The sequence below is a fragment of the Pseudomonas sp. BMW13 genome (assembly GCF_013357275.1).
Lineage (GTDB): Bacteria > Pseudomonadota > Gammaproteobacteria > Pseudomonadales > Pseudomonadaceae > Aquipseudomonas > Aquipseudomonas khazarica.
This window is the reverse complement of record NZ_SUKD01000005.1, coordinates 50,227-62,949: the sequence shown is the minus strand read 5'-3', so window position 1 is coordinate 62,949 and position 12,723 is coordinate 50,227. Positions and strand designations below refer to the sequence as shown.

The 12,723-nt window shown below is 64.8% G+C and carries 11 protein-coding genes; 2 read left to right on the top strand and 9 right to left on the bottom strand.

The window, feature by feature from the left end; all coding sequences use genetic code 11:
* Window positions 1-132: 132 nt before the first annotated feature.
* Entirely contained in the window at window positions 133-912 is a 780-nt protein-coding gene (locus tag E4487_RS05390; RefSeq protein WP_134675927.1) for a DUF4394 domain-containing protein, read from the top strand.
* A 46-nt stretch (window positions 913-958) separates the two neighbouring features.
* Here E4487_RS05390 and E4487_RS05385 read toward each other — a convergent pair whose 3' ends face one another.
* The 7 genes from E4487_RS05385 to E4487_RS05355 all read right to left on the bottom strand — a co-directional run bounded on the left by E4487_RS05385 (window position 959) and on the right by E4487_RS05355 (window position 10,906).
* The gene (locus tag E4487_RS05385) at window positions 959-1,747 is read right to left on the bottom strand and encodes a dienelactone hydrolase family protein (protein ID WP_134675928.1); all 789 of its coding nucleotides are present in this window, start codon (window positions 1,745-1,747) and stop codon (window positions 959-961) included.
* A gap of 96 nt (window positions 1,748-1,843) precedes the next feature.
* Window positions 1,844-2,848, bottom strand: a complete 1,005-nt coding sequence (locus tag E4487_RS05380; protein WP_037051920.1) for a two-component system response regulator — start codon at window positions 2,846-2,848, stop codon at window positions 1,844-1,846.
* Window positions 2,845-6,537: a PAS domain S-box protein gene (locus E4487_RS05375; protein WP_175252862.1), complete on the bottom strand. Its 3,693-nt coding sequence runs from the start codon at window positions 6,535-6,537 to the stop codon at window positions 2,845-2,847. Before E4487_RS05375 ends, E4487_RS05380 begins: the two co-directional genes overlap by 4 nt.
* 140 nt (window positions 6,538-6,677) lie before the next feature.
* The gene (gene htpG / locus E4487_RS05370) at window positions 6,678-8,576 is read right to left on the bottom strand and encodes a molecular chaperone HtpG (protein WP_150609440.1); all 1,899 of its coding nucleotides are present in this window, start codon (window positions 8,574-8,576) and stop codon (window positions 6,678-6,680) included.
* Window positions 8,577-8,661: 85 nt separating this feature from the next.
* Entirely contained in the window at window positions 8,662-9,909 is a 1,248-nt protein-coding gene (locus E4487_RS05365; protein WP_175252861.1) for an MFS transporter, read from the bottom strand.
* A gap of 74 nt (window positions 9,910-9,983) precedes the next feature.
* Complete coding sequence (locus tag E4487_RS05360) at window positions 9,984-10,430, bottom strand: PaaI family thioesterase (protein WP_037051907.1); 447 nt, start codon at window positions 10,428-10,430, stop codon at window positions 9,984-9,986.
* On the bottom strand, window positions 10,427-10,906 hold the full coding sequence (locus E4487_RS05355) for a PaaI family thioesterase (protein ID WP_037051900.1): 480 nt from the start codon (window positions 10,904-10,906) through the stop codon (window positions 10,427-10,429). The genes E4487_RS05360 and E4487_RS05355 overlap by 4 nt, the downstream gene beginning before the upstream one ends.
* A 303-nt stretch (window positions 10,907-11,209) precedes the next feature.
* Between E4487_RS05355 and E4487_RS05350 the strand changes: the two genes are divergently transcribed.
* Window positions 11,210-11,506 (top strand): hypothetical protein, encoded by a 297-nt coding sequence (locus E4487_RS05350; protein WP_134675933.1) that lies wholly within the window; start codon window positions 11,210-11,212, stop codon window positions 11,504-11,506.
* 42 nt (window positions 11,507-11,548) lie between these two features.
* Here the strand turns inward: E4487_RS05350 and E4487_RS05345 are convergent, their stop codons facing one another.
* Window positions 11,549-11,944 carry an MAPEG family protein gene (locus E4487_RS05345; RefSeq protein ID WP_037051896.1) on the bottom strand — a complete coding sequence of 132 codons (396 nt, stop codon included), beginning with the start codon at window positions 11,942-11,944 and terminating at the stop codon, window positions 11,549-11,551.
* Window positions 11,941-12,675: a DUF599 domain-containing protein gene (locus E4487_RS05340; protein ID WP_037051894.1), complete on the bottom strand. Its 735-nt coding sequence runs from the start codon at window positions 12,673-12,675 to the stop codon at window positions 11,941-11,943. Before E4487_RS05340 ends, E4487_RS05345 begins: the two co-directional genes overlap by 4 nt.
* Window positions 12,676-12,723 lie beyond the last annotated feature (48 nt).

The following is a 12,723-nucleotide window of genomic DNA, read 5'->3' as shown; positions in this document are numbered from 1 at the left end:
CTGCAAAATATTTTCTGCCTGCCGACATCCAGCGGCGTTCCTCGCGGGTATTGCTATCAGGTGTTTCGTCGAGGCACCTGCGAAGCCACCACGCGGCTTCGTCTCGATGCTGAACCGTTGAGAGGAACCATCATGAAGCGCATCACCCTCCTGTGCACCGCCAGCCTGCTGACCCTGGGTGCAGGTGCAAGCCATGCCACCGAACTGATCGCCCTGGGCACCGATGGCAAGCTGTTCAAGATCAATGTCGCCGACCTCAGGGTCGCAGCCAGCATGAACGTCAGCGGTGCCAGCGACCTGCGCGGCCTGGACGTGCGCCCGGCCAGCGGCCAGCTCTACGCGCTGGGTGGCAACGACCGGCTCTACACCCTGGACGCCAGCAGCGGCAAGGCAACGCCAGCCAGCACGCTGAAGACCGCACTCCCCGGCAACAGTCAGGCCGTGGTCGACTTCAATCCGGTCGCCGACCGCCTGCGCCTGATGAGCCCGGACGGCACCAACCTGCGGGTCAATGTCGACACCGGCGAGGCGGTGGTCGACGGCAAGCAGGCCTACGGGGCGGACGGCCCCTACGCGGGGCAGCAGCCGCAGGTGGTTGCCGGCGCCTACACCAACTCCTATGCCGGTACGCCGAGCACCGCGCTCTACAACATCGACCTGGCCAGCGGCAGCCTGATGCTGCAGAACCCGCCAAACGATGGTGTGCAGCAGCTGGTGGGCAAACTGGCGGATGGCTTGCAGACGGCCGCACTGGACATCGCCAGCGACGGCAAGGGCGGCAATACCGCCTACGTGCTGACAGGCAAGACCCTGCACCGGCTGGACCTGGCCAGCGGCAAGCCGACCACGCTGGGAGATATCGCGAACCTGCCTGACGGCATCATCGACATCAGCGTATTGCCTGCGAAATAGCGCCACCCAGGCTGCGCCCATCGGGCGCAGCCTCCCTCATGACGGATCACGGCTCGGCGAAGACCTCGTCGAACAGGTCGTTCATCGCCTTGAACGCCCGCGCGGCAACCACCGGGTGGTACTGGTTGCGCCCCGGCACGTTGGCCTTGGGGTCGGTGAACGAATGCACCGCGCCACCGTAGCTGACCAGCTGCCAGTCGACCCCGGCGGCCTTCATCTCGGCGACGAAGCCATCCACCTGTGCCTGAGGCACCGCCGGATCATCCGCACCGTGCAGCACCAGCACCGGCGCCTGGATGTTCTTAGCATCCGCCGGGTTTGGGGTGTCCAGATTGCCGTGGAACGAAACGAAACCCTGTAGCGGTGCGCCCGAGCGAGCCAGTTCAAGCACCGCGCCGCCGCCGAAGCAGAAGCCGATGGCGCCCAGCCTGCGGGTATCCAGGGCGACCTCGTCACCCTGCGCCTTGAGCACCTCGACCGCCGCCTGGGCGCGCCTGCGCATCAGCGCGCGGTCGGCGCGCACGCTCGTGGCGGCGGCCCTGGCCTCGTCCGCATTGCTGGGGCGCACCGCCTTGCCGTACATGTCGGCGAGAAACACCACGTAGCGGCTGCCCGCCGCACGGGCGGCCTTGGCCACGGTGTCGTCGTTGACACCCATCCAGTTGGGAATGGCCAGCAAGCCGGGACGTGGCGTGGTGACCGAATCGTCGTAGAGCAGAACGCCCTCGAAGGCTTCGCCGTCGATCTCGTAGGGAACCGCCTTGGCCACGACGGCCGCGTCGGCAAGGCCGGCGAATGCTGCGCACAACAGGGGAACCCATGTCTTCTTCTGCATGCTGAGACCTGCCCTTGGCAATGGTGAGAGTTCAACGATAGACCGCCGGCGGTCGATGACCAAGCCGCAGCACCCGGCAGTGTTGCACAGGACATGTCAGGCGACGGGCTGCTCGGCCCAGCGTTCCTTGATCTGCAGAATCTCCGGCAGGCAGCCGATGAACAGCTCCACCAGGCGCGGATCGAAGTGTCGCCCGCTCTGCTCACGCAGAAAGGCCACCGCCTGCTCGACGGGCCAGGCCTGCTTGTAGGGCCGCACGCTGGTCAAGGCGTCGAACACATCGGCAATCGCGACGATGCGCCCCTCCAGGGGAATGTCCTCACCGCAGAGGCCGTTGGGATAGCCGCTGCCATCCCACTTCTCGTGATGCGACAGGGCAACCCGCTGCGCCGTCCTGAGCAGCCCGGAGCTGTGTTCGCCGATGATCCTCGCACCGATCTCCACATGCTGGCGCATCACCTGCCATTCGGCATCGTCCAGCTTGCCCGGTTTGCGCAGTACCGCATCGGGAATGCCGATCTTGCCGACATCGTGCATGGGCGCGGCGTGCAGCAACTCCTCCGCAGCGCTCTCGGAGAAGCCGGCAGCCAGGGCCAGCACCCTGGAGAAGTGACTCATGCGAATCACATGCAGGCCCGTCTCGTTGTCCTTGTACTCGGCCGCCATGCCCAGGCGCTGGACGATCTGCAGACGGGTGTGGGTCAGCTCGTCGACCCTGACCAGCGACAGGTGGGTACGCACCCGGGCGCGCACGATGGGCGGGCTGATCGGCTTGGTGATGTAGTCCACCGCACCGACCTCGAAGCCGTGCGTCTCGTCCTCCACATCGCCCAGGGCGGTGACGAAGATCACCGGAATCCCCTGCAGCAGCGGGTTGGCCTTGAGCTGCTCGCACACCTGGTAGCCGGTCATGCCCGGCATCATCACGTCGAGCAGGATCAGGGCCGGTTGCTCGCGCTCGGCCATTTCCAGCGCGCGCGCCCCCTCCTTGGCGAACAGCAGGCGGTAGTCATCCTGCAGTACATGCCGCAGCACCTGCAGGTTGGTGGGTTCGTCATCAACCAGCAGCAACAGCGGACGGGTATCGGCGACCGGGCTCATGATGGGGTGGTTTCCTCGTCTTGCAGCTGCAACAACAACCGATCCAGCGCAGCCAGGGCCTGATCGAAATCGAACTCGTCGAGGGCCTGGCGCAACTCGCTCATGCTGTTCGCGAAGGCCGTGCCGCTCAGTGCCTGCTCGAGCGCGGACAACGCCTGGTCGTCCAGCCCGCCCCTGACCAGCACGGCCCGCAAGTGGTCGGCGCGCTCGCGCAGCAGGCCCGGATCAGCGGCCGCGGATTCTAGCGCATTGCTCTCCTCCGGCAACTGCGGCAACGTTTCGATGACGGCCTGCAGGGCCTGTTCGAGTTCGACCAGAAGCGCGCGCAGACTGTCCTCGTCACGCGCCTCGAAACCCTGTTCGAGGCTGCGCCCCAGCTGCGTCAGACGGGTCAACGCGAGGTTGCCGGCCGCGCCGTGGAAGCGGTGTGCCAGTGCCCGGCCTTCGTCCCACTCGGCGGCCTCGAGGAACTGCCTCATGCTCGCCACCAGCGCGCCCTGCTCCTTGATGAAGGCGGCAATCGCCTGGGCCATGCGCAGCGGACCACCCCACAGCTGACTGCCGCGCACCCAGTCGAACAGCCCCGTCTCCAGGTGTGGCCCGCTGGTGCCAGCGGCACGGACGGTTTCTGTCACGCCGAGCAGCCTGGCCATCTCCCAGAGCAGCGCGGTCATGTCCAGCGGCTTCGAGGCGAATGCGTTCATCCCGGCGTCCAGCGCGGCCTGACGATCGCGATCCAGCACACTCGCCGTCAATGCGATGATCGGTATCGCCTGGCGCCCTTCGCTGGCTTCCAGCTGGCGAATCCGCCGCGTGGCCTCCAGGCCATCGACACCGGGCATCTGCACATCCATCAGAATCAGGTCGAAGCGCTCCTCGCCGAACGCCCGCAGGGCGCTCTCGCCATCGGCAACGCAGCGTACCTGGTGGCCCCGGTACTGCAGATTGAGCTGCAGCAGTTCGAGATTCTGCGGCACGTCATCGGCCGCCAGGATGTTCAGCACCCCCAGCTCCGGCAGCGTGGTCGGTTGCTGAGGCACAGCGCGTTTACCCGCCTGCAGGGGCAACTCGACACTGAAGCAGCTGCCCTGCCCCTCGACGCTTTCCACGCGCAAGCGCCCGCCCATCAGCTCGACGAGCTGACGGGAAATGGTGGTCCCCAGGCCGGTGCCACCGAAACGCCGGCTCATCGAGACGTCGGCCTGGGCGAAAGGCTCGAAGATCTTCTCCAGGCGGTCGGCGGCGATGCCGATGCCGGTGTCCTTCACCGCCAGGCGGATCGCACCAGGCTCGCCAGAGACCTTCAGGCACACCTCGCCATGCTGGGTGAACTTGACCGCGTTGCCCAGCAGGTTCGTCAGCACCTGCTGCAGGCGCAGCGGATCGCCGCAGAAGAAGTCGCTGACCGTGGCCGGGTAATCCAGGTGCAATCGCAGCCCTTTGCCTTCGGCGCCGAGGCGCTGGGTCGTGACGACCTGCTCGCACAGCTCGCGCAGGGAAAAGTCCAGTTGCTCCAGCTCGATCGCGCCACGGTCGAGCTTGGCCGTGTCGAGGATGTCGTTGAGCAGCCCGAGCAGCGAGCGGGAAGACTGCTGCACCGTCGTCAGGTGCCGCCGCTGCTCGCCCGACAGCGAGGTTTCCAGGAGCAGCTCGGTAAAGCCGATGATGGCGTTCATCGGCGTGCGGATTTCATGGCTCATGTTGGCCAGGAAGCTGCTGCGCGCCGCAGCGGCCGCTTCGGCGTGATCACGGGCGGCGCGCAGTTCCTGTTCCATCACCCGCCGCGGGGTCAGGTCAGTGGCCAGCTTGACGACCTTGAATGGCTTGCCATCGGTGTTCAGGATCGGGTTGTAGCTGGCCTGGATCCAGACCTCGCGCCCGCCCTTGCCGATGCGCCGGTATTCGCCCGTACGGAAATGCCCGGCGCGCAGCTCCTGCCATATCTGGCGATACTTCGCACTGGCGACCAGTTCGGGGTCGCAGAACAGCGAATGGTGCTGCCCGAGCACCTCGGCCCTGTCGTAGCCATACAGGGCCAGGGCATTGTCGTTGATGTCGAGAATCGTACCGTCGAGGTCGAACTCCGTGAGCGCCATGGCCTTGCTGATGGCCGTCACCTTGCCTTCGTACTCGGCATTGCGCCGCTTGGTCTCGGTCTGATCCAGCAGCACGCCGTCGATCCAGCGCGGCACGCCATGCTCGTCGCAAACCGCACTGCCGCTCTCCCAGATCCAGTGCTCCGCCCCGGCGCTGTCGAACAGCCGGTACTCGACGGTGTAGTTGCGGCCCTGTTCGATCGCCTCCACCACCTCGCTGGCGACTCGCTCGTAGTCATCCGGGTGGTACATGTCGGCGATCGAGCAGCGCCGGCTGATGAAGTCGTCAGCACTGCGCCCGGTCAGGGTCTGCACCGCATCGCTGATGAACAGCATGGTCCAGTCGCGATCCAGCAGACAGCGGAACGACACCCCCGGAATGTTGCTGATCAACGAGCGGTATTGCTGCTCGCTGTCACGCAGCGCCTTCTCCATGCGCTGCCGCTCGCTGATGTCGGCGATGAACACCACGAACAGTGGCCGGCTGTCGACATGGGTGATGCCGACACTGATGCGTATGGGCTTTTCCTTACCCTGGCGCGTCAGGCTGATCAGGTCCTGCTCGCCCCTGGGCAGGCTCAGGTTGCCGGTGCGCAGGTAGCTGGCCAGCCGCTCCTCCACATCGCGCACCAGGCGCGCAGGCACCAGTGAACGGATGTGCATCCCCACCATCTCCTGCGGCGTCCAGCCGAACAGGCCCGTCACTGCCGGGTTGGCGGAACGCACCCGGCCTTCGTAATCGACGGTCACGATGGCGTCCAGGGCGGTGTCGAAAATCGAGCGCAGGTGCTGCTCGCTGGCCTTGAGCTGCAGGCTCAGGCGGCGATAGCGCAGCAGGGTGTTGGCGGCCACCACGAACACCGTCAGCGCCACGGTCAGCAGGGTAATGGCGATGGCGATGTAGCCGCTGTCGACCACGGCCATCGGGCTGTCCGACTCGGGCGTGCCCACGAAGCGAGCGGCCGCCATGCCGGTGTAGTGCATGCCGCTGATGGCCAGGCCCATGACCATGGCACCGATCAGCAGGGCCCAGAGCGCAGGCAGGCGCCCTTCGAGGCCGAAGCGCACCCACAGCGCGATGATGGCCAGGCCGATGGCCACGACGATGGACAGGGCGAACATCCAGGGGTCATAGCGCAGCAACGGCGCCATCTCCATCGCCGCCATGCCGCTGTAATGCATCGCCCCGATCCCTGCGCCGACCAGCACGCCGCCGACGCACAGCTGCACCAGGCTCAGATTGGGCCGGGCCAGCAGGCTCAGAGCCACCCAGGAGGCGCCGAGGCTGGGCAGCATCGAGAGCAGCGTGATGCCCAGGTCGAAACGCACGGCGGCACATAGCTCGAACGCCAGCATCCCGAGGAAATGCATGGCCCAGATGCCCCCGCCAAGCGCGAGCGAGCCGGTGAGAATGGTGACCTGTCGGGCGATGGGTTGAGTGCTGTTGCGGGCTTCGCCTGCGAGTTGCAGTGCCATGCCCGCAGCGAATACGGAGATGGCAAGAGACAGCAGTACCAGGACGGGGTCGTAACTGCTGAGTATCAGGACGCCGGGGTCCGCACCCATGATGAAGAACAGCTCGAGAATCGACATACAACCCCAAGGAAAACGCCGACAAATGCTATCGGAATGCAATCATCTGAAACGACGGGATAGTTCTTGTCAATTGCGGCCTGTCTATCGCGCCCCATGAAAAAAGCCCGCCGAAGCGGGCTTTTCACAAGCTTAGCCGGTCAGGCGGACAATTCCACCAGCAGCTTGTTGAGGCGCTGCACGTACGCGGCCGGGTCCTTCAGGCTGTCACCGGCAGCCAGCGCGGCCTGGTCGAACAGGATGTGCGACAGGTCGGTGAAGCGGTCTTCGTCCGGCTCGGCATCCAGGCGCTCGATCAGCGGGTGCGCCGGGTTGAACTCGAAGATCGGCTTCGCGTCCGGCACCTTCTGCCCGCTGGCTTCGAGAATCTGGCGCATCTGCAGGCCGAGATCCTGCTCGCCGATGGCGAGAATCGCCGGCGAGTCGGTCAGGCGGTGAGACACGCGCACCTCGGCGACCTGCTCGCCCAGGGCACCCTTGAGGCGCTCGATCAGCCCTTCCTTGGCCTTGGCGACTTCCTCCTGGGCCTTCTTGTCCTCTTCCGAGTCCAGCTTGCCCAGGTCCAGATCGCCACGCGCCACGTCGACGAACTGCTTGCCGTCGAACTCGGTCAGGTAGCTCATCAGCCACTCGTCGATGCGATCGGTGAGCAGCAGGACCTCGATGCCTTTCTTGCGGAAGACCTCCAGGTGCGGGCTGTTCTTGATCTGTGCGTAGCTCTCGCCGGTGAGGTAGTAGATCTTGTCCTGCCCGTCCTTGGCACGGGACAGGTAGTCGGCCAGCGACACCGATTGCTCGTCGCCTTCGCCGGCAGTGGACGCGAAGCGCAGCAGACCGGCGATCTTCTCCTTGTTGGCGAAGTCTTCCGCCGGGCCTTCCTTGAGCACCTGACCGAAGGCCTTCCAGAACGCCTTGTAGTCGTCCGGCTTGTCCTTGGCCAGCTTCTCCAGCATGTCCAGCACGCGCTTGGTCAGGGCCGACTTCATCGAATCGATGACCGGACCGGACTGCAGGATCTCGCGGGAAACGTTCAGCGACAGGTCGTTGGAATCCACCACGCCCTTGATGAAACGCAGGTACAGCGGCAGGAACTGGTCGGCCTGGTCCATGATGAACACGCGCTGCACGTAGAGCTTCAGGCCCTTGGGCGCCTCGCGGTGGTACAGGTCGAACGGCGCGCGGCCCGGCACGTAGAGCAGCGAGGTGTACTCCAGCTTGCCCTCGACCTTGTTGTGGCTCCAGGACAGTGGGTTCTCGAAGTCGTGGCCGACGTGCTTGTAGAACTCCTGGTATTCCTCGTCCTTGATCTCGGTACGCGGACGGGTCCACAGGGCGCTGGCGCGGTTGACGGTTTCCCACTCGACCTCGGCCGGCGCGTCTTCGCCGTGCTGCTCCTTCGGCAACTCGATGGGCAGGGCGATATGGTCGGAGTACTTCTTGACGATGTTGCGCAGGCGCCAGCCATCGGCGAATTCTTCCTCACCACTCTTGAGGTGCAGGACGATGCGCGTACCACGCTCGGCCTTGTCGATGCTGGCGACTTCGAACTCGCCCTCGCCCTTCGACGACCAGTGCACGCCTTCGCTGGCGGCAGCGCCGGCACGTCGCGTGAAGACTTCGACCTGATCGGCCACGATGAATGCCGAATAGAAGCCCACGCCGAACTGACCGATCAGATGCGAATCCTTCTTCTGGTCGCCGGACAGGTTCTTCAGGAAATCGGCGGTACCGGATTTGGCGATGGTACCCAGGTGCGCGATCACTTCATCGCGGTTCATGCCGATGCCGTTGTCTTCGAGGGTGACGGTCTTGGCGTCCTTGTCGAAGGACAGGCGAATCTTCAGCTCGGCGCCGCCTTCGAGCAGCTCGGGCTTGGCCAGCGCCTCGAAGCGCAGCTTGTCGGCGGCATCGGACGCGTTGGAGATCAACTCGCGAAGGAAGATTTCCTTGTTCGAGTACAGGGAATGGATCATCAGGTGAAGCAGCTGCTTCACCTCGGTCTGGAAGCCCAGGGTTTCTTTTTGAGTTTCCACACTCATGGTCTTCTAACTCCATCTGCAGGACAGGAACCGCTATCGCGGCGGATGTCCTGCAGATGGGGGCAACCTGATGGATTTCAAGGGCCTAGGGTTCCAGCAGCTCCAGGTTGCCGATCTCCTGTGGCTTGAAGCTGAAGCTGGCCTGCCCGCCGCCGCTGCCCAGTTGCTGGCTGATGCGGATACTGCCGTCGTCGTCGACGCCGACGAAGCGTCCCTCCACGGTGCCCCCGCTGGCGCGCTTGAGGCGCATGCTGAGGTTGCGGTACTGCTCCGGGTTGCGCTGCAGGCGTGCCAGGCTGAAGCGCTGACGACGATCGATACGCCGGCTGAGGCGCTCCTCCGTCGGGGTCGCCTCGGACGGCGGCGCGGCTTGCGCCACGGCGACCTTGGGCAGCACCGGGAAATGGTCGCCTTCGACACTCCAGCCCTGACTGGCGCTCTTGTGCAGGCGCAGCGCCAGGCGCTCGTCGCGCTGCTCGACCCGGGCCTCGACCTCCAGCTCCAGGCGGTCGCCGCCAAAGGTGAACGGCGGCAGCTTCAGGTCATGCACATCGCGGCTGGCGAAGCGTCGTTGCAGGTAGTCCTGCAGAACATGGGCAACGGTGTCGCGCGAGTCGAAACGCCTGTCGACCTGACCGTCGACATAGCGCAGGCGGTCACGATAGAGCTCGACACGACCACTCAGGCTGGTCTTGAAGCGCGGCGGCAGGACCAGGTGAAAGTCACCGACCAGACGATTCGGCGCCTGCGGCTGCAGATCCAGGTGCAGGGTGTAGCCTCGGCTCAGGCGCCGCGCCTCGGGCAGGTCCTGCTCCGGAAGCAGCCAGCTCAGTTCCACCTCCGGCAGATCGCCGCTGTCCTGCGGCAGAACGTCGATGCGCACGGGGCCCTCGACAGGCTGTGGCAAACGGATGCTCAGTTCGCGCAGGGCAAAGAAGTCGAGCCCCTCACGCAGGCTCAGCACGCCATCGATCAGCTCGCCCTGTTGCGGCCGAAACGCTTGGCCGTTGAGCTCGCCATCCAGGTCGATGGCCAGCTCGGCCGGCGCCTGGGCTGCGGGCTTCAGCCAGTCGAGGCGAACGATCGCGGCAAGCCGTTCGGCATCCTTGCTGGCGAGCAAGGTGAAACCGACCACCAGCGGGATCACCCCCAGGCCGATGAGCATCACGGCACTGCGTGCGCGCGCCCAATGGCGCACCACATAGATCAGGGTGAGCGGCGGCAGCAGGCTGCCCCACCCCCACAGCAGGCTCGTGGCGAAGGCCCGCATGACCAGCCAGACCAGACCGGCCAGCATCAACAGCAGACCACCGATTATCAGCAACGCATCCATCTACAGATTCCTTGTCATCATTTCGCTGCGCTACCGATCCGTTCCGTCATGCAAGCAATCACCTCGACAAGGGCTCAGGGCTCATCGACCTTGAAATGGGCACGGGCTGTGGCAATCGGCTCGGTCTGGCTTGTCTGCCAGGCATTGATCGCCACGTTGGCGACCCGTCGCCCCTGGCGCCAGACCTGGCACTGCGCGTAGGTGTCACGATAATGGCCGGCGCGCAGGTAATCTATCGAGAAGTCGATGATTTTCGGCAAATGTGGAATTCCCATGAACATCAGCAGATGCAGCATGGCGGCATGCTCCATGAACCCGGCGATCACGCCGCCATGCAGCGCCGGCAGTACCGGGTTGCCGATGCAGTCACGATTGGCCGGCAGGCGAAAGACCATGTCATCGCCCAGGCGCAGGCACTCGATCCCCAGCAGCTTGGCGTAGGGGATCAGGCTGATCAGCGGGTCGTAGTCGTTCTGCTGGTGCGCGCGTGCGACCAGCTGCTCCAGGTTGAGCTCGCTCATGCCGCACCACCCTGCTGAATGTCTTGTTTCAGCTCACCGCCACCCTGCGCGGCCTTGCCCATGCGCATGAAGGCGCCGACCACGTGGGCGATGGGCTGCTCGGGGTCATCCTGATAGGCGTAGCCACGGGTGAAGATGACGTTGGGCGTCACGCGATAGCACTCGGCGAAACCGAACACATCCTTGCCCGGCTCGGCGGGATGCATGTAGTCGATGCGCAGGTCCAGCGTCGGGCAGATCTCGAACTCGGGCAGCACGCACACGGTGGAAATGCCACAGGTGGTGTCCATCAGCGTGGTGATCGCCCCGCCATGGATGACGCCGGTATCCGGATTGCCGACGATGTGCGGCGCGTACGGCAGGCGCAGGGTCAGGCCCTTGCTGTCAGCGCGCTCGACCGCCATGCCGAGCACCTGACAATGACGCAATGCAGCAAGAAACCGCTGCGCGCGATCCTCAATCGACTGTTCACTCATATCTCTACTCCCGACCGCACCAGCAGCAATGCCTGGGGCACTCCTGACGTCCGCATGCGTTGGACAATGAATCGCAGCTGCCAGGCGCGTTTCCGGGCGGCGCCGGCGCGGCGCAACGGCCCGACACGCGCGCTGGCAGGCTGCAAAAAGGGCTGCGCATCATAGCGCCTCGAGGCGCTGCCTCACACCGGCGTCGTGCCAGCGAAACGAAAACGCAGGGAACTTGCGCAGTCGATCAAGGTTCAGAGTGGGTGTGCGCTCTTGGGGTCAACCCAGCCACCTATAACTCTCACACATGGAGTGATGACTGTGAACAAACCTCTGACTTATGCCCTTCTGCTTGCCACCGCCCTGGGTCTCGCCGCCTGCGAGAAAACCCCGGAAGACAAGATGGAGTCAGCCAAGGAGTCAGTCTCCGAAGCCATGGAGAATCTGGGCAATGCGGCCGAGGAAACCGGCGAAGCCATCGAGCAGAAAACCAACGAGGCCCTGGGCAACGAGCCCACCACCGGCGAGAAGATCGAGAATGCGGCCGACGACGCGGCCAACGCCCTCGAAGATGCCGGCAACAAGGCCAAGGACGCCGTGGACGGCGAATAAGCCTCAGGCACCTGCGAAAAGGCCCGCATTGCGGGCCTTTTTTCATTTCAATGCCGGGCTGATCATCAGCAGCAGGCTGCACGCCAGGCCCACGACCCAGACCAGGCTGCGCTGCCAGTGCAGGTCCCACCAGTAGAGCAGCAGGTACAGCACGCGACTGACGACGAAGGTCACCGCCAGCACGTCGACGAGCACGCCGTAGGTCTGGGTGACATGCGCCATCAACACGCCGACGGCGAACAGCGGGAAGGCCTCGATGCTGTTCAGGTGCCCGGCCAGCGCACGTGCGCCAAAGCCGGTAAGACGCGCCTGCTGCGCGCGCGGATGGTGGTTGTCGTAGCGACCACCACCCTCCTTGGCCATCGCCTTGGCGACCGGCGCCTTGGCGATGAAGATCAACAGGGCACTGATGAACACACACCAGAACGGCAGACTCATTCACTCTTCTCCTTGGCCACGTCCGTAGCCGGTGTTGGGGTATAGACCATCACTTCCAGTACATCCGAATGGAACTCGCGGCGGTAGAGGATCAGCACCACGCCGGTGGTCACCAGCATGAAGAACCAGGGGTTGATGAACCAGGCCAGCGTCGACATCCCGAAATAATAGGCACGCAGGCCGAAGTTGAACTGGTTCGCGGCCATCGAGATGACCCGCGCGGTGCGCTCGGCGAACGCCTTGCGCTCCTGCTCGGTGACATGGCGCTCCCCCACCATCGGCGCGGAACCGACCAGCACCGCAGCGAAGTTGTACTGACGCATGCACCAGCTGAAGGTGAAGAAGGCGTAGACGAAAATCACCCCCAGGCACAGCAGCTTGATCTCGGACAGGCCGCGGCTGGCCGGTTGCACGAAGGGAATGTCGGCCAGCAGCGAAAGGGCCCGGTCGGACGCGCCGAGCACGGTGAGGATACCGGCCAGGATGATCAGCGTGCTGGAGGCGAAGAACGACGCGTTGCGCTCCAGATTGCCGATCACGTTGGCATCGGCAATGCGGTTCTCGCGCAGCAGCATGCGGCGCATCCAGTCCTCGCGGTACAGGTGCAGCACGCTGGCGAGACAGGGCGTGGTCCGTCCCTTCCAGGACGCGTAGCGGGTGTAGCCGCCCCAGCACAGGACGAACCAGAGCACGGCGAGAAAGTGAGGCAGGTACGGGTAGCTGTCGAGCATGCCAACTCCTTGTATGACTGCCGCGGATTATAGCCAGAGCACCAGGCG